We start from the raw sequence: 15,383 nt of genomic DNA, 5'->3' as shown, positions 1-15,383 counted from the left end.
ATGAGCAATATTTTCCAGTTAGCTCCCAACGATTGGGTTTGTGAAAGCGTTCTGATCGCGGTTACCGGGCTCAAACCCGGAACCATCCTCCGTGCCAGAAAAGAGTGCTGGATGGTTGGGAGGGAATATATCCACGTCTCGCCTGACGGGAATCCAAAACCGTCCAGTGAGTGCATGTATAACAGAAAGGCTGTAGATGCCTGGGTCGCTTCAATGAAATGCAAGCAGCCAGGGTGATTTGATGCCATGAAAAAGGTAAGCTCGTATCGCTCTTGGGCGTCTGGAGGTAACACCAATGGATAAAGTCACATATCCAACAGGCGTCGAAAACCACGGTGGCACTTTACGCATCTGGTTTAATTTTAAAGGTAAGCGTGTCAGGGAAAGTCTCGGTGTCCCTGACACCGCTAAGAACAGGAAGATAGCCGGGGAACTGCGGACATCAGTATGTTTTGCCATCCGCACAGGAACCTTTGATTATGCAACCCAGTTTCCTGACTCCCCTAACCTCAAGGCTTTTGGTGTAAGTAAAAAAGACATTACAGTGAAAGAACTTGAAGAAAAATGGCTGGATCTGAAACGGATGGAAATCTGCGCGAACGCATTCAATCGCTATGAGTCTGTCGCAAGGAATATGGTGCCGAGGATCGGAGGTAATCGCTTGGTATCAGCAGTAACCAAAGAGGAATTGCTGTATCTCAGGAAAGATTTGCTAACTGGTTACCAGAATCCGACGAAAAACAAAGTCCCGGCAAAAGGGCGAAGCGTTGTTACCGTGAACTATTACATGACGACAATGGCCGGAATGTTTCAGTTTGCTGCGGATCACGGTTACTTAGAGGTGAACCCATTCGAGGGAATTAAGCCTCTGAAAAAAGCCAGGGCAGAACCAGATCCTCTGTCTCGTGATGAATTTATTCGCCTGATAGATGCATGCCGGCATCAGCAGACGAAAAACCTGTGGTCATTAGCAGTGTACACAGGAATGCGTCACGGGGAACTGGTCTCCCTGGCCTGGGAAGATATCGACCTGAAGGCGGGAACAATTACCGTCAGGCGTAATTATACGAAACTTGGTGAGTTCACTCTACCGAAAACCGAGGCAAGCACAGATCGAGTAGTGCATCTTATCCAGCCCGCAATCAGTATCCTGAAAAATCAGGCTGAAATGACAAGGCTGGGCAGGCAATATCACATTGAAGTGCAGTTACGTGAGTACGGCCGTTCGGTGAACCATGAGTGTACATTCGTCTTTAACCCGCATGTAGTCAGACGCAGTAAGCAGGTCGGATTTATCTACCGGGTCGATTCAGTAGGCGACTCATGGGAAGCGGCACTAAAGCGCGCGGGGATCAGACACAGAAAGGCGTACCAGTCACGACATACCTATGCGTGCTGGTCATTATCTGCTGGTGCAAACCCGAGTTTTATTGCCAGTCAGATGGGGCATGCGAGCGCGCAGATGGTGTTCAATGTTTACGGTGCATGGATGGCTGACAGCAGCGCAGAGCAGATCGCAATGCTGAATCAGAAGCTGGCAGATTTTGCCCCATTGATGCCCCATAGCCACGAGAACAGTACGGGAGGATTATTAAAATCAGTAAGTTAACCCCTAACGCCCGTCATGTTAACTGCGTGGAGGGCAATACCACGCTGTATGCGCTGCCTAAATCCGATATTGTTGCCCGCTGGCAGGCACAGACCACCGATGCGTTTCGATTTTGTTTTAAATTTCCGGCGACCATTTCGCATCAGGCTGCGCTGCGTAATTGTGATGACCTGGTACAGGAATTTTTTACGCGCATGTCGCCGCTGGAATCGCGCATTGGACAATACTGGCTGCAATTACCTGCGACTTTTGGCCCACGCGATCTGCCTGCCCTGTGGCAGTTTCTCGATACGCTCCCGAAATCCTTTACCTACGGTGTGGAAGTTCGCCATCCAGACTTTTTTGCCAAAGGCGAAGCCGAGCAGCTATTTAATCGCGGTTTACACGAGCGTGGAGTAAACCGGGTGATTCTGGACAGCCGCCCGGTGCATGCCGCAATCCCGCATACTGAAGCAATACGTGACGCCCAGCGCAAGAAACCGAAGGTTCCGGTGCATGCGGTAGTGACGGCAAACCATCCGATGGTACGCTTTATCGGTAGCGATAATATGGCACAAAACAGCGATCTTTTTGCCGTCTGGCTGACCAAGCTATCGCTATGGCAACGCACCACGACGCCGTATCTGTTTTTGCATACGCCGGACATCGCGCAGGCTCCGGAGCTTGTTAATACGCTATGGGCAGATTTACGCAGCGCCCTGCCAGAGATCGGATCAGCACCCTCTATTCCACAGCAATCTTCTCTTTTCTGAAATTGCCACCTATCATAGTCAGTGCCAGCAGCCATTTTAAAAGGGAGTTTGTATGGTAAGCGCGCTTTATGCCGTATTGGGTGCGTTATTGTTAATAAAGTTCTCCTTTGACGTCGTTCGCCTGCGCATGCAATATCGCGTTGCCTATGGCGATGGAGGTTTTAGTGAACTGCAAAGCGCTATCCGCATTCACGGTAATGCGGTGGAATATATTCCCGTCGCGTTAGTGCTGCTGTTATTTATGGAAATGAACGGCGCAGAGACGTGGATGGTGCATATTTGCGGGCTGATGTTGATTGCCGGACGACTGATGCATTATTACGGATTCCACCACCGGCTCTTCCGCTGGCGCCGTTCAGGCATGAGCGCAACCTGGTGTTCGCTGTTGCTAATGGTGCTGGCGAATCTTTGGTATATGCCCTGGGAGTTGGTTTTCTCCCTGCATTAGCGCACAATACGCCACTTTATTTTTCCCGGATTTTTACGTTATGTCTCACCGCGACACGCTTTTTTCTGCGCCTATCGCCAGTCTGGGTGACTGGACCTTTGATGAACGGGTAGCTGAAGTCTTCCCGGATATGATCCAGCGTTCCGTTCCTGGCTATTCCAATATCATTTCTATGATTGGCATGCTGGCCGAACGTTTCGTACAACCCAACACGCAGGTCTACGATCTGGGCTGTTCTCTGGGCGCGGCGACGCTCTCGGTGCGTCGCAATATTCATCACGAGAATTGCAAAATTATTGCCGTCGATAACTCCCCGGCGATGGTTGAGCGCTGCCGTCGTCATATTGACGCCTATAAGGCACCGACCCCGGTTGAGGTAGTCGAAGGCGATATTCGCAACATTACTATCGAAAACGCCTCGATGGTGGTGCTGAATTTTACCCTGCAATTCCTTGAGCCACCTGAGCGCCAGGCATTGTTGGATAAGATTTATCAAGGGTTGAATCCCGGCGGCGCGCTGGTGCTGTCTGAAAAATTCAGTTTCGAAGACGCTAACGTTGGCGAGCTGCTGTTCAACATGCACCACGACTTCAAACGGGCCAATGGCTACAGCGAACTGGAAATTAGTCAGAAACGCAGCATGCTGGAAAACGTGATGCTGACCGACTCGGTAGAAACGCACAAAGCGCGACTGCATCAGGCCGGCTTTGAGCACAGCGAATTGTGGTTCCAGTGCTTCAACTTTGGCTCTCTGGTGGCGTTGAAAGCTGAGGTTAGCGCATGATCGATTTTGGTAACTTTTATCAGTTGATTGCCAAAAATCATCTGTCCCATTGGCTGGAAACGCTTCCGGCGCAAATCGCTGCCTGGCAGCGCGATCAGCACGGTCTTTTTAAGCAATGGTCAAACGCCGTCGAGTTTCTGCCCGAGCTGACGCCGCATCGTCTGGACTTACTACACAGCGTTACCGCAGAAAGTAAAGAACCGCTCAGCGAAGGCCAGCTTAAACGCATCGACACCCTGATGCGTAACCTGATGCCATGGCGTAAAGGACCGTACTCGCTGTACGGCGTCAACATCGATACCGAATGGCGTTCCGACTGGAAGTGGGATCGCGTTCTGCCGCACTTGTCTGATCTCACCGGCCGTACCATTCTTGATGTCGGCTGTGGCAGTGGCTATCACATGTGGCGCATGATTGGCGCTGGAGCGCATCTGGCGGTTGGGATCGATCCTACGCAACTGTTTCTGTGCCAGTTTGAGGCGGTACGTAAACTGCTGGGCAATGACCAGCGTGCTCACCTGCTGCCGCTGGGTATTGAGCAACTTCCAGCGCTAAACGCCTTTGACACTGTGTTCTCCATGGGCGTGCTTTATCACCGCCGATCGCCGCTGGAACATCTGTGGCAATTAAAGGATCAGTTGGTTAAAGATGGCGAACTGGTGCTGGAAACGCTGGTCGTCGAAGGTGATGAAAATACCGTACTGGTGCCGGGCGATCGTTACGCGCAGATGCGTAACGTCTACTTTATTCCATCTGCGTTGGCGCTAAAAAACTGGCTGGAAAAATGCGGTTTTGTTGATGTGCGCATCGCCGATGTCTGCGTCACCACCACCGAAGAGCAGCGCCGCACCGAGTGGATGGTAACCGAGTCGCTGGCCGACTTCCTCGACCCTATCGACCACAGCAAAACGGTGGAAGGCTACCCCGCCCCATTACGTGCGGTATTGATTGCGCGTAAGCCGTAATAGATTGCCGAATGACCGTTACGTATAGCGCCGTTTCTCCAAAATAGTTCAAGTTGCAGCAAGGCGGCAACGCAGCAAATCCCCGGGAGCGTAGATAACTACGTGACCGGGGTGCGCGAGGCGGCCAACGCTGCTGCGGCTTGAAATATGAAGGAGAAAAAAAGGCCCCTGTTGAAATTGCAGGGGCCTGGTACGAGCAAGCATCATATTGGGCGACATGATGCAACGGTAAAAATCAGCTGGCCTGATGGTGTGCAATGATTGCTTTCATTTCAGCAACCGCCGTCCCGTCTACCGCATAGCGCGAATACTCATCCGCCTGCGTATCCGAAGACATCGACAACCCCGAATTGCGATAACGCATTGGTGAAGCCAGCCATACTCCGGCAGAACTGTGGACTTCCTGCACTCCAGCATCAAGGAACAGGGACAAATTCGAGGCGCGAACCCCCGCTCCGGCCATAATGATTGGAGCACCGGGCTGCGCAATAAGTTCCATTATTTTTGTTAAACCTTGCGCCGCATCTGATTTTTGCCCTGAAGTGAGTACTCTGGCAATGCCCAAATCAGCTAATTTTTTAAGCGCATTGAGTGGGTTAGCACACATATCAAAGGCCCGATGAAAAGTGACTTGCAGCGAACCGGCGGCAATCATTATTTTCTCCATGCGCGGCATATCGACATTGCCATCCACATCTAAAATGCCGGTCACCAGCCCTGAGAATCCCAGTTCCCTGACCATCGCAATATCATCCAGCATTGCAGCAAATTCACCTTCGGTGTAGCAAAAGTCGCCTCCACGTGGGCGAATAATGGGATTGACGGGAATCGAAATGTGCTGGCGAACGGAACGCAAGACGCCCAGTGACGGCGTTAAGCCCCCTTCTTTGGGTGCCGAGCATAGTTCAATACGATCCGCGCCGTTTTGCTGCGCCGTGCGCGCGCACTCCATGCTGTAACAGCAGATTTCCAGTATAGCCATGCTCACTCCTGACGTTCGCTTGCCACAATGGTTTCAATCGACCACGGATGGAATTTTATCGTCACGCTACCATCGCTAACCGCCAGCGTCGGATTCGGTAAACGCTCACGCTCTCCTTTTGGCGAGCTGGTTTTCACAAAAATGCCCGGTTGACTCAGACCGTGATCGGAAAGCAGCGCCAGCGCTCGCGCATTCAGCGTTTCCGCCTCTCCCGGCAGAACAATTTCAATATGTTCCCAGCCTTCATGAGGGTAGCGTTTTTCGCCCGGCCACGGCAGTTCGACGATGGAAAATTGCCAATGTTGCACACAAACCGGCTCATGCAGTTTAAAAAGACAAATAGGTCTGCCGTTAATGATGTTTTCTGACAACAATTCACCGCACTGTTCAAACCCACGACGCCAGCGTTCTGCGGTGGTATTTTGATGGCAACGCAAGGAAATGTGATCGGCTTCCAGGCCTGTGATATCCAGCCCAAGACGGGTAGAAAGTTCCGTTAATGCCTGCGTGAAATGCGGTAAATCTGCAGAAATATCCTGTAGTTCTGCAACGGTTTGCCAGTTCGCCATATTAAAAGCTCATATCCATGTTCAAAGTCGCTAATTTACTCTGTTGCGCTGCGCCATCCAACCGCTGTTTTCTCCGAACACATCATGAATAAATTTACGCCATTGCATTGTTTATATTTCAGGCTACTGGCGGTACACACAATGCTGACGGCAACGGGCATTTGCAGTATACTCCCGCCCTTAATTCTTAAACTGGTGCGGTGAATTTTAGGCCGCTTCATAAATGTAAGGTATTCCGGTGAATATTCAGGCTCTTCTCTCAGAAAAAGTCAGTCAGGCCATGATTGCTGCAGGCGCACCTGCAGATTGCGAACCGCAGGTTCGTCAGTCAGCAAAAGTACAGTTCGGCGACTATCAAGCTAACGGCATGATGGCTGTCGCTAAAAAACTGGGTATGGCGCCGCGACAACTGGCTGAGCAGGTGCTGACTCATCTGGATCTCAACGGGATTGCCAGCAAAGTTGAAATTGCAGGCCCGGGCTTTATCAATATTTTTCTCAATCCAGCATTTCTGGCGCTGCACGTTCAGCAGGCGCTGGCTTCCGATCGTCTGGGCGTAACTCAACCGGCTAAACAAACCGTCGTGGTTGACTACTCCGCGCCTAACGTAGCGAAAGAGATGCACGTTGGTCACCTGCGTTCCACCATCATCGGTGACGCGGCGGTGCGTACGCTGGAGTTCCTCGGTCACAACGTTATTCGCGCTAACCACGTCGGCGACTGGGGTACTCAGTTCGGTATGCTCATCGCATGGCTGGAAAAACAGCAGCAGGAAAATGCCGGAGAGATGGCGCTGGCTGACCTGGAAGGTTTCTACCGTGATGCGAAAAAACATTACGACGAAGATGAAGCCTTCGCGGAACGCGCCCGTAGTTATGTTGTGAAACTGCAAGGCGGTGACGAATACTTCCGCGAGATGTGGCGCAAACTGGTCGACATTACCATGTCGCAGAACCAGTTAACCTACGATCGCCTCAACGTTACCCTGACCCGTGACGACGTCATGGGCGAAAGCCTGTACAACCCGATGCTACCTGGCATCGTCGCCGATCTGAAGGCGAAAGGTCTGGCTGTTGAAAGCGAAGGCGCTACCGTCGTATTCCTTGATGAGTATAAGAACAAGGAAGGCGAACCGATGGGCGTTATCATTCAGAAGAAAGATGGCGGCTATCTTTACACCACAACCGACATCGCCTGCGCCAAGTATCGTTACGAAACCCTGCATGCCGATCGCGTTCTTTATTACATCGACTCTCGCCAGCATCAGCACTTAATGCAGGCCTGGACCATCGTACGTAAAGCCGGTTATGTGCCGGATTCAGTGCCGCTGGAACACCACATGTTCGGTATGATGCTGGGCAAAGACGGTAAACCGTTCAAAACCCGCGCGGGCGGCACGGTTAAACTGGCCGATCTGCTGGATGAAGCGCTGGAGCGCGCACGTCGTCTGGTCGCGGAGAAGAACCCGGACATGCCTGCCGACGAACTGGAAAAACTGGCAAATGCGGTCGGTATCGGCGCAGTGAAATACGCGGATCTGTCCAAAAACCGTACCACCGACTACATCTTCGACTGGGACAACATGCTGGCGTTCGAAGGTAACACCGCGCCATATATGCAGTACGCTTATACCCGCGTACTGTCCGTGTTCCGTAAAGCAGATATGGACGAAAGCGCGCTGGCAAATGCGCAGGTCGTTATCAGCGAAGATCGCGAGGCTCAACTGGCGGCGCGTCTGTTGCAGTTTGAAGAAACGTTGACCGTCGTTGCGCGTGAAGGTACGCCACACGTGATGTGTGCTTATCTGTACGACGTTGCTGGTCTGTTCTCAGGCTTCTACGAGCACTGCCCTATTCTCAGCGCTGAAAACGAAGAGATTCGTAACAGCCGACTGAAGCTGGCACAACTGACGGCGAAAACCCTGAAGCTGGGTCTGGATACACTGGGTATCGAAACCGTAGAACGTATGTAATCACCTCAAGTAATATGAAAGCCCGCGCTATGTCGCGGGTTTTTTTATTTCCCCGAATGACCGCCCTCGTAGGCAGCACACTCAGGCCGACGAGAAACGGCTACGTTCACTGTAATTTGTAACAACCCACAAGGAATGACACATTTCCCTAGAGATATGGAACATCTTTTGCCTGTCATCCCGTCTAAGCCTCCGTATCATTAGGCGGCGAATTAATCGGGTACGGGTCAATGACATTCAGAGATTTTGAGGCGGAAGAAAAACTCTTCCAGCGGCGTGTATTGGTGGCCTTTGGCCTGGTAGTCATCTGTTTTGGCATCCTGATTTACAATCTGTATAACTTACAAATCTGCCAGCACCAGTATTACACCACCCGGTCGAATGCAAACGACATCAAAATGCTGCCCGTCGCCCCAACGCGTGGCATGATTTACGATCGCAATGGCATCCCGCTGGTGCGCAACGTTACCTGGTACGATATTTCCGTTACGCCGTATAAAATCAGCGATATGAATGCGTTACTCCAGCAGCTCACGCCGATCGTTGACCTCACACCTGATGACATAGACCAGTTTCGCCATGAGCTGAAAGCCAGCAGCCGCTATCGTCCTGTGGTGCTAAAAAATGCGCTAACCGATGTCGAAATCGCCCGTTTTTCGGTAAACCAGTTTCATTTTAGCGGCGTCAACATCAATAGTTACGAAGACCGCCAGTATCCCTATGGCGCGGCGCTGGCGCATGTCCTGGGTTATGTTTCAAAAATCAATGACAACGACCTGAAAGCACTGGATCAAAAGGGTCTGGCGGAGAACTACGCCGCCGATCACAACATCGGTAAGCAAGGTATTGAGCGCTATTACGAAAACGAACTGCATGGAAAAACCGGTTATCAGGAGGTGGAAGTAGATAACCACGGACGCATCGTACGCCTGATCAAAGATGTGCCGCCCGTTGCCGGAAAAGATATCCATCTGACGCTGGATTTACATTTACAGCAATACATTGAGAGTTTGTTGGCTGGCCAGCGTGCCGCCGTTTTGGTTGAAGATCCACACGACGGTTCCGTCCTGGCGATGGTCTCAAACCCCAGCTATGACCCCAATCCGTTTGTCAAAGGCATCAGCTATCAGGACTATAACAAGCTACTCCAGGATAAAGACCTGCCATTAATCAACCGCGTCACGCAGGGATTGTACCCTCCCGCTTCAACGGTCAAACCGTATATGGCGATGTCGGCATTACTGAACGGTGTGATCACGCCGCAGACCAGTTTCTTCGGCGCCCCTACCTGGACGCTACCCGGCACCGAGCGACATTACCGTGACTGGAAAAAAACGGGCCACGGTATGCTGGATGTCACCAAAGCGATAGAAGAGTCTGCCGATACGTTCTTCTATCAGGTGGCGTATATGATGGGGATCGACCGGATTAACAGCATGCTCAGCCAGTTTGGTTATGGTAAACCGACCGGCATCGATCTTGATGAGGAGTATAACGGCCTGCTTCCGAGCCGCGAATGGAAGCAAAAAGTGCACAAAAAAGCCTGGTATCAGGGGGACACTATTTCAGTTGGCATCGGTCAGGGCTACTGGATTGCCACACCTATTCAGATGGTAAAAGCCATGGTCGCACTGATTAACAACGGCAAGGTTATCGTCCCTCACCTGCTGCTCGATGAAGAGAGCGGCAAAACCATCACGCCGTATCAGGCTCCAGAAGCACCATCACAAATCGCCTCGGCCTCATCGCCCTACTGGGGACTGGTGCGTCAGGCGATGTTCGGCATGGCGAATGAACCAAATGGTACAGGTTATAAGTTCTTTCACACCGCGCCATACGGCATTGCGGCAAAAAGCGGCACCTCGCAGGTCTTTAGCCTGAAAGAAAATCAGACCTACAATGCGAAGATGATCCCTGTCCGCTTGCGCGACCACGTGTTCTATACCGCATTTGCACCCTATAAGAACCCGAAGGTCGCGGTGGCGTTAATTCTGGAAAACGGCGGCAGCGATGGTGTCACCGCCGCGCCGGTTATGCGTCAGATCATGGATCATCTGTTTGCCCCGCAGGACAACACGGTACAAACAGTGACGACTGAACAATCAGGTCCGATAGCAGTATCGCCATCGAATACCGATATCAAAAATACTTTCGCAAGTATTCGGTAAGGCACAGCATCGCCATCGCCTGTCCGTAAGGCATGGAGGTCCGAGGGATGTTGCGGTAGAAATCGAGATTGTGTCCCATCCCGGTACCAAACGAGGTGTGCAGCAGTTCACCTTCCGGTGAAATATGCTGCACAATGCCGCGAATGGCTTTTTCGGCTACCGGCGCATACTCTTGCCCAACGTAGCGTTTACGTACTGCTTTGAGGATCCCATAGGCAAATCCGGCAGTTGCCGATGCTTCCAGATACGACTGCGGGTCGTCCAGCAAGGTATGCCACAACCCACTTTCATCCTGGCATTTCGCCAGCGCCGCGATTTGCGCGTTCAGGACCTGTACCAGATAGCGGTGAACAGCATTGTTTTCCGGTAAATCAAGTAATTCGAGGAAGTCCGGGATCACGATAGTTAACCAACTGTTGCCACGCGCCCAGCGGGCATTAGCAAAGTTATGATTTCCTTCATAGCTCCAGCCGTGGAACCACAGCCCCGTTTCTTTATCCATCAGGTTTTGCACGTGCAGCAGGAACTGATACGTTGCCTCTTCGATGTAGTCCGGGCGATTGAGTAGCTTGCCAATCTTCGCCAGCGGTAAAACCGTCATCATCAGCGTGTCATCCCACATCTGTTGATGGTTTTCTTCCGCCAGCGTGATGTGTTGCATACCACCAAATTCGGTACGCGGCATCTCATGCATTGCCCACTCAGCCCAGCTGTCGAGCCACGGCAGATACGCTGGATTACGCGTCTCTTCATAGCGATACGCCAACGTTAAAAATGGCGCCATGGTGTTCACGTTTTTAGTGGTTGCGCCTTCAGCAAAGCGATCGGCAAACCAGCTATCGATGATATCGCGCATCGTTTCATCGCCGGTTTGCAGATAGTACTGATACATCCCGTACAGGCCGACGCCGTGTGTCCACTCCCATCCCGCCCAGCCTTTAGTATCAATTACGCGTCCATCGTCCAGACGCAGTAAGAACTCACCGGTTTCGTCATGAATATTGACCAGGTTATGCGTCACCTTTTTGATCAGCGTTTTTAATTCATCCCTGGCAATAAAATGTTCTGGCTGGCGCAATAACGGGCTATGTTTAACCGGGTAAACAATCATTTACTAAACCTCTGTCAATGTCGGATTCAATGCTGTGACCTGCCCCTGTTACGGCGCAGCAGCTTTATTTGGGAGGCCCCGCAATCCTCGCTTTGACAATGGGCATCCTTATAGGGTCACAGTAAAAGCTAACAGAAAGTGAAACCTTTCTATTTCTGCCAGAAGGATTCGTGAAATGGCAAGAATACAAAGAGTCCGGCAACGTACGTCACTTATTTTATAAAACGACGTTTCTATTTAATTGAATGAGAAGCTGCAATGTTGAAACAACCAGCAGTTTCAACTGCTGGTCTGAATGACGGAGGGGGTTAACGGTAGTTCACAATCACCTGATTGCTCTGAATGCGTAACGCGGGGATCAGGCGACCACCGCCGGGGACCTCCCAGACAAAATGCATCGGTTCAATGGCCGGAACGTTATTGAACCCGTTGGTGGTCCCACTTTGCCCGTCCAGCTCGACACAACGGGACTGAGAACATAAACGCACCCGCAAACCTGCGGGCGTGGGGCCATTCAGTTCATAGCGCCAGGCCACCAGCGTCATCAAGCCTGAGACCGGCTGGCTGGGAACCAAAGGATCAGACGAGGCTGACTGGCCACGGTGATTTAAGGTGATCCCCATGCCACTTGCCTGCCAGGCCCCTTCTCCGGCGGCCTGCGCCACCAGAGGAAAAAACAACAACCACAATAAATTACGCATTATTTACCTCCAATGGTCGCCGTCATGCGGATATGGCGGTTATCGGAAAGCTCCATATTCGATAACACCACCAACTGCGGAATGCTGCGGCGTAAAAACCGCGCCAGTAACGGACGTAACGCGTGATTAACCAGCAAGACCGGCGGCGCGCCCAACATTTCCTGCCGGGACAGCGCTTCCTGAGTCTGGGCCAGCAGTCGGTCTGCAAGCCCAGGCTCCAGGCCGCCGCCCCCCTGCAGCGCTTGCAGCAGCAAACGCTCGAGCGGAGTATCAAGACCGATAACCTGAACCTCTTCATTACCCGGGAACCACTGCTGAGTGATGGCGCGTCCTAACGCAACACGGACAACCGCGGTAAGCTCATGCGGATCGTTTTGCAACGGCGCATGTTCCGCCAGCGTTTCAAGAATGGTGCGCATATCGCGAATCGGTACTTTCTCATCCAGCAAGTTCTGCAGCACTTTATGCAGCGTGGTGAGCGTCACAACGCCCGGCACCAGATCTTCCGTCAGCTTTGGCATCTCCTGCGACACTCGATCCAGTAGCTGTTGCGCCTCCTGACGGCCAAATAGCTCAGCGGCGAACTGCCCAATCAGGTGGTTTAGATGCGTAGCGACAACAGTACTGGCTTCAACCACCGTAAAGCCCTGAATCTGCGCCTGTTCCTTCAATGCGCTTTCAATCCAGATAGCATCCAGTCCGAACGCCGGATCGACCGTTTTCTCACCCGGCAGCGACCCGGCGGCAGTGCCCGGGTTAATGGCCAGCCAGCGTCCCGGATAGGCGTCACCGCTGCCAATTTCTACCCCTTTCATCAAAATTCGATAGCGGGCTGGCTGCAGATCCATATTGTCTCGAATGTGTACCACCGGCGGCAGGAAGCCCATATCCTGGGCAAATTTCTTACGAATACTGCGAATTCGCCCCAGCAACTCGCCATCCTGTTGAAAGTCCACCATTGGGATCAGGCGGTAACCTACCTCCATGCCCAGCGAATCTTCCAACTGCACGTCGTTCCATGTGGCTTCCACCACGGAGTTGTTTTCCGGCATTTTCACCGGCTGCGGTTCATCTGGCGCTTTTTGCTCACGACCGCGCATCCACCATGCCAGAGCCAACAATGCGGCAGTAAACATCAGAAACACCAGGTTCGGCATGCCCGGTACCAGACCCAAAAGTCCAAGTACCGCCGCACTGAGCAACATGACGCTGGGGTTGCTGAACAGTTGGGTCACCATCTGTTCGCCTACGTCCTGGTCGGTACTCACGCGGGTCACGATAACACCCGCCGCGGTAGAGATAACCAGCGCAGGAATTTGTGCCACCAGCCCGTCACCGATGGTCAGCAGGGTATAACTTTCCGCAGCGCTGCCCATGCTCATACCATGCTGCAACACCCCAACTAACAGACCGCCGACCACGTTGATTACCATGATCAAAATACCAGCGATGGCATCTCCACGGACGAATTTACTCGCACCGTCCATTGAGCCGTAAAAATCCGCTTCCTGGGTCACTTCCGAGCGTCGTTTTTTAGCTTCATCTTCGCCAATCAGACCGGCATTTAAATCTGCATCAATCGCCATCTGCTTGCCGGGCATACCATCCAGAACGAAGCGCGCGCCAACCTCGGCGATACGCCCTGCACCTTTGGTGATTACCATAAAGTTAATGATAACGAGAATCACGAAGACCACGATGCCGATCGCAAAGTTACCGCCCACCAGGAAGTGGCCGAAGGCTTCAACCACCTTCCCCGCCGCCGCCGCGCCAGTGTGTCCTTCCATTAAAATGATACGGGTAGACGCGACGTTCAGCGCCAGACGTAATAATGTGGTAAACAGCAAAATCGTCGGGAATGCGGCAAACTCCAGTGTACGCTGGGTGAACATCGCCACCAGCAGCACCATGATCGACAGCGCAATGTTAAATGTGAACAGCAAATCGAGGACGAAAGCCGGCAGCGGCAGCACCATCATCGACAAAATCAGCAGGATGAGGATCGGTCCGGCAAGGATTTGCCATTGCGTGGATTTCAGGTTGCTGGGCAGACGCAGCATCGCGACCAGATTAGCCATCAGTATTCTTCTCGTTCATGAAATCCAGTGCTTCTGGCACCGGAAGGTTTTCAGGTTGTGGTGGACGTTTGCCGCCAGCCAGACGCCAGCGTTTTAGCTGCCATACCCATGCCAGTACTTCGGCAACGGCGGCGTATAATTGCCCCGGTATTTGCTGACCAATCTCAGCATGGCGATAGAGCGCACGCGCCAGTGGTGGCGCTTCTAATGTCGGGACACGGTGCTCTGCGCCAATTTCACGAATGCGCAGCGCAACCAGCCCGGCCCCTTTCGCAACAACTTTCGGCGCGCTCATTTTGTTCTCGTCATACTTCAACGCCACTGAGTAGTGCGTAGGGTTAGTGACAATAACGTCTGCTTTCGGCACATCCGACATCATGCGACGCTGAGCGGCCGCGCGCTGCATTTGACGAATTTTGCCCTTAACGTGCGGGTCACCTTCGCTTTGCTTAAATTCATCGCGGATATCCTGACGCGACATACGCAGTTTTTTCACATGGCTATAGATCTGGAAAAAGACGTCGAACCCCACCATCGGAATAACGCCAAGCACCACCAGTAGTGCACACATACCGACTAAATCCAGGGCATTGCCCATCGCCGTAATCGGTGACTCCGCCATCAGACGCATCATCGCCGGCCAGTTATGCCAGAGATAAAATCCGGCCACGCTTCCCACCAACGTGGACTTCAGTATTGCTTTGAGCAGTTCTGCGCCGGTTTGCGCGGAAAACATGCGCTTAATGCCCGGCAGCGGATTCAGCTTAGAGAATTTGGGTTGCAGGGATTTACCGCTGAAAATCAAGCCGCCAAGCATCACCGGGGAAATTAAAGCCACCAGAACGACGCCGGTAATCAACGGCAACAGCGCAATCATCGCGTCTTTAATCAGCAGGATGATTTGGCTGAGGATCAGATTCGGGTCGTTGACCATACTGTGGTCAAAACGTAATCCGGCCGACAGCATGCCAGCCAGCCTACGGGCAAGCGACTCCCCACCAATCCAGATAATGCACACACCCACCAGCAAAATAAGCAGTGAGGTTAGCTCTTTGGATCGGGGGATCTGCCCTTCTTCCCGCGCTTTTTCAAGTCGGTGGGGTGTGGGGGCTTCTGTTTTGTCGTCGTCGCTTTCTTCTGCCACGCATCAGACCCTGGATAGAGATATAGGCGAGAATGATGCCAGAACAGCTATCCAGCAATGGGAAGAGTAAGCGGTAAAAAAGACGGGATTTATGGCTTTA

At 52.4% G+C, this 15,383-nt stretch carries 14 protein-coding genes; 8 read left to right on the top strand and 6 right to left on the bottom strand.

The window, feature by feature from the left end; all coding sequences use genetic code 11:
- The 6 genes from SK35_RS10335 to cmoB are packed head-to-tail and all read left to right on the top strand — an operon-like array spanning position 1 to position 4,558.
- Entirely contained in the window at positions 1-237 is a 237-nt protein-coding gene (locus tag SK35_RS10335; protein WP_046669980.1) for an excisionase family protein, read from the top strand.
- A 58-nt stretch (positions 238-295) separates the two neighbouring features.
- Complete coding sequence (locus tag SK35_RS10330; RefSeq protein WP_048216129.1) at positions 296-1,609, top strand: tyrosine-type recombinase/integrase; 1,314 nt, start codon at positions 296-298, stop codon at positions 1,607-1,609.
- Positions 1,588-2,361 (top strand): DUF72 domain-containing protein, encoded by a 774-nt coding sequence (locus SK35_RS10325; RefSeq protein WP_048216128.1) that lies wholly within the window; start codon positions 1,588-1,590, stop codon positions 2,359-2,361. Before SK35_RS10330 ends, SK35_RS10325 begins: the two co-directional genes overlap by 22 nt.
- Before the next feature lie 52 nt (positions 2,362-2,413).
- Positions 2,414-2,809: an MAPEG family protein gene (locus SK35_RS10320; RefSeq protein ID WP_003833847.1), complete on the top strand. Its 396-nt coding sequence runs from the start codon at positions 2,414-2,416 to the stop codon at positions 2,807-2,809.
- 40 nt (positions 2,810-2,849) lie between these two features.
- Entirely contained in the window at positions 2,850-3,593 is a 744-nt protein-coding gene (gene cmoA, locus SK35_RS10315; protein ID WP_003034686.1) for a carboxy-S-adenosyl-L-methionine synthase CmoA, read from the top strand.
- Positions 3,590-4,558, top strand: coding sequence for a tRNA 5-methoxyuridine(34)/uridine 5-oxyacetic acid(34) synthase CmoB (cmoB, locus tag SK35_RS10310; protein ID WP_048216127.1), 969 nt, complete (start codon positions 3,590-3,592; stop codon positions 4,556-4,558). The genes cmoA and cmoB overlap by 4 nt, the downstream gene beginning before the upstream one ends.
- Before the next feature lie 235 nt (positions 4,559-4,793).
- On the opposite strand, the gene cutC is transcribed toward cmoB, so the two are convergent.
- Both cutC and SK35_RS10300 read right to left on the bottom strand, forming a co-directional pair.
- Complete coding sequence (cutC, locus tag SK35_RS10305) at positions 4,794-5,540, bottom strand: copper homeostasis protein CutC (RefSeq protein ID WP_048216126.1); 747 nt, start codon at positions 5,538-5,540, stop codon at positions 4,794-4,796.
- A 2-nt stretch (positions 5,541-5,542) separates the two neighbouring features.
- Positions 5,543-6,109 (bottom strand): VOC family protein, encoded by a 567-nt coding sequence (locus tag SK35_RS10300; RefSeq protein WP_003833855.1) that lies wholly within the window; start codon positions 6,107-6,109, stop codon positions 5,543-5,545.
- Positions 6,110-6,347: 238 nt separating this feature from the next.
- Here SK35_RS10300 and argS point away from each other — a divergent pair, with 238 nt between their 5' ends.
- Complete coding sequence (gene argS, locus SK35_RS10295; protein WP_048216125.1) at positions 6,348-8,081, top strand: arginine--tRNA ligase; 1,734 nt, start codon at positions 6,348-6,350, stop codon at positions 8,079-8,081.
- A gap of 230 nt (positions 8,082-8,311) precedes the next feature.
- The gene (gene mrdA / locus SK35_RS10290; RefSeq protein WP_048216124.1) at positions 8,312-10,249 is read left to right on the top strand and encodes a penicillin-binding protein 2; all 1,938 of its coding nucleotides are present in this window, start codon (positions 8,312-8,314) and stop codon (positions 10,247-10,249) included.
- On the opposite strand, the gene bglB is transcribed toward mrdA, so the two are convergent.
- From bglB to flhB, 4 genes are all read right to left on the bottom strand, one after another.
- The gene (gene bglB, locus SK35_RS10285; protein ID WP_008785063.1) at positions 10,221-11,360 is read right to left on the bottom strand and encodes a beta-galactosidase BglB; all 1,140 of its coding nucleotides are present in this window, start codon (positions 11,358-11,360) and stop codon (positions 10,221-10,223) included. The two genes, mrdA and bglB, sit on opposite strands and share 29 nt — an antisense overlap.
- Before the next feature lie 308 nt (positions 11,361-11,668).
- Positions 11,669-12,061, bottom strand: coding sequence for a flagellar protein FlhE (gene flhE / locus SK35_RS10280; protein ID WP_008785064.1), 393 nt, complete (start codon positions 12,059-12,061; stop codon positions 11,669-11,671).
- On the bottom strand, positions 12,061-14,139 hold the full coding sequence (flhA, locus tag SK35_RS10275; protein ID WP_003833865.1) for a flagellar biosynthesis protein FlhA: 2,079 nt from the start codon (positions 14,137-14,139) through the stop codon (positions 12,061-12,063). The genes flhE and flhA overlap by 1 nt, the downstream gene beginning before the upstream one ends.
- Entirely contained in the window at positions 14,132-15,283 is a 1,152-nt protein-coding gene (gene flhB, locus SK35_RS10270; RefSeq protein ID WP_048216123.1) for a flagellar biosynthesis protein FlhB, read from the bottom strand. The genes flhA and flhB overlap by 8 nt, the downstream gene beginning before the upstream one ends.
- Between the last annotated feature and the right edge of the window lie 100 nt (positions 15,284-15,383).

The organism is Citrobacter sp. MGH105, assembly GCF_001037485.2.
GTDB lineage: Bacteria > Pseudomonadota > Gammaproteobacteria > Enterobacterales > Enterobacteriaceae > Citrobacter > Citrobacter portucalensis.
Note: the sequence above shows the minus strand (reverse complement) of the source record. Positions and strands in the feature narration are given on the sequence as shown.

What these genes read in the sequence shown, in the direction of transcription:
- SK35_RS10335 (WP_046669980.1), top strand. Translation starts at nt 1, where the DNA reads ATGAGCAATATTTTCCAGTTAGCTCCCAACGATTGGGTTTGTGAAAGC.
- SK35_RS10330 (WP_048216129.1), top strand. Translation starts at nt 296, where the DNA reads ATGGATAAAGTCACATATCCAACAGGCGTCGAAAACCACGGTGGCACT.
- SK35_RS10320 (WP_003833847.1), top strand. Translation starts at nt 2,414, where the DNA reads ATGGTAAGCGCGCTTTATGCCGTATTGGGTGCGTTATTGTTAATAAAG.
- cmoA (WP_003034686.1), top strand. Translation starts at nt 2,850, where the DNA reads ATGTCTCACCGCGACACGCTTTTTTCTGCGCCTATCGCCAGTCTGGGT.
- cmoB (WP_048216127.1), top strand. Translation starts at nt 3,590, where the DNA reads ATGATCGATTTTGGTAACTTTTATCAGTTGATTGCCAAAAATCATCTG.
- cutC (WP_048216126.1), bottom strand. Translation starts at nt 5,540, where the DNA reads ATGGCTATACTGGAAATCTGCTGTTACAGCATGGAGTGCGCGCGCACG.
- SK35_RS10300 (WP_003833855.1), bottom strand. Translation starts at nt 6,109, where the DNA reads ATGGCGAACTGGCAAACCGTTGCAGAACTACAGGATATTTCTGCAGAT.
- mrdA (WP_048216124.1), top strand. Translation starts at nt 8,312, where the DNA reads ATGACATTCAGAGATTTTGAGGCGGAAGAAAAACTCTTCCAGCGGCGT.
- bglB (WP_008785063.1), bottom strand. Translation starts at nt 11,360, where the DNA reads ATGATTGTTTACCCGGTTAAACATAGCCCGTTATTGCGCCAGCCAGAA.
- flhE (WP_008785064.1), bottom strand. Translation starts at nt 12,061, where the DNA reads ATGCGTAATTTATTGTGGTTGTTGTTTTTTCCTCTGGTGGCGCAGGCC.
- flhA (WP_003833865.1), bottom strand. Translation starts at nt 14,139, where the DNA reads ATGGCTAATCTGGTCGCGATGCTGCGTCTGCCCAGCAACCTGAAATCC.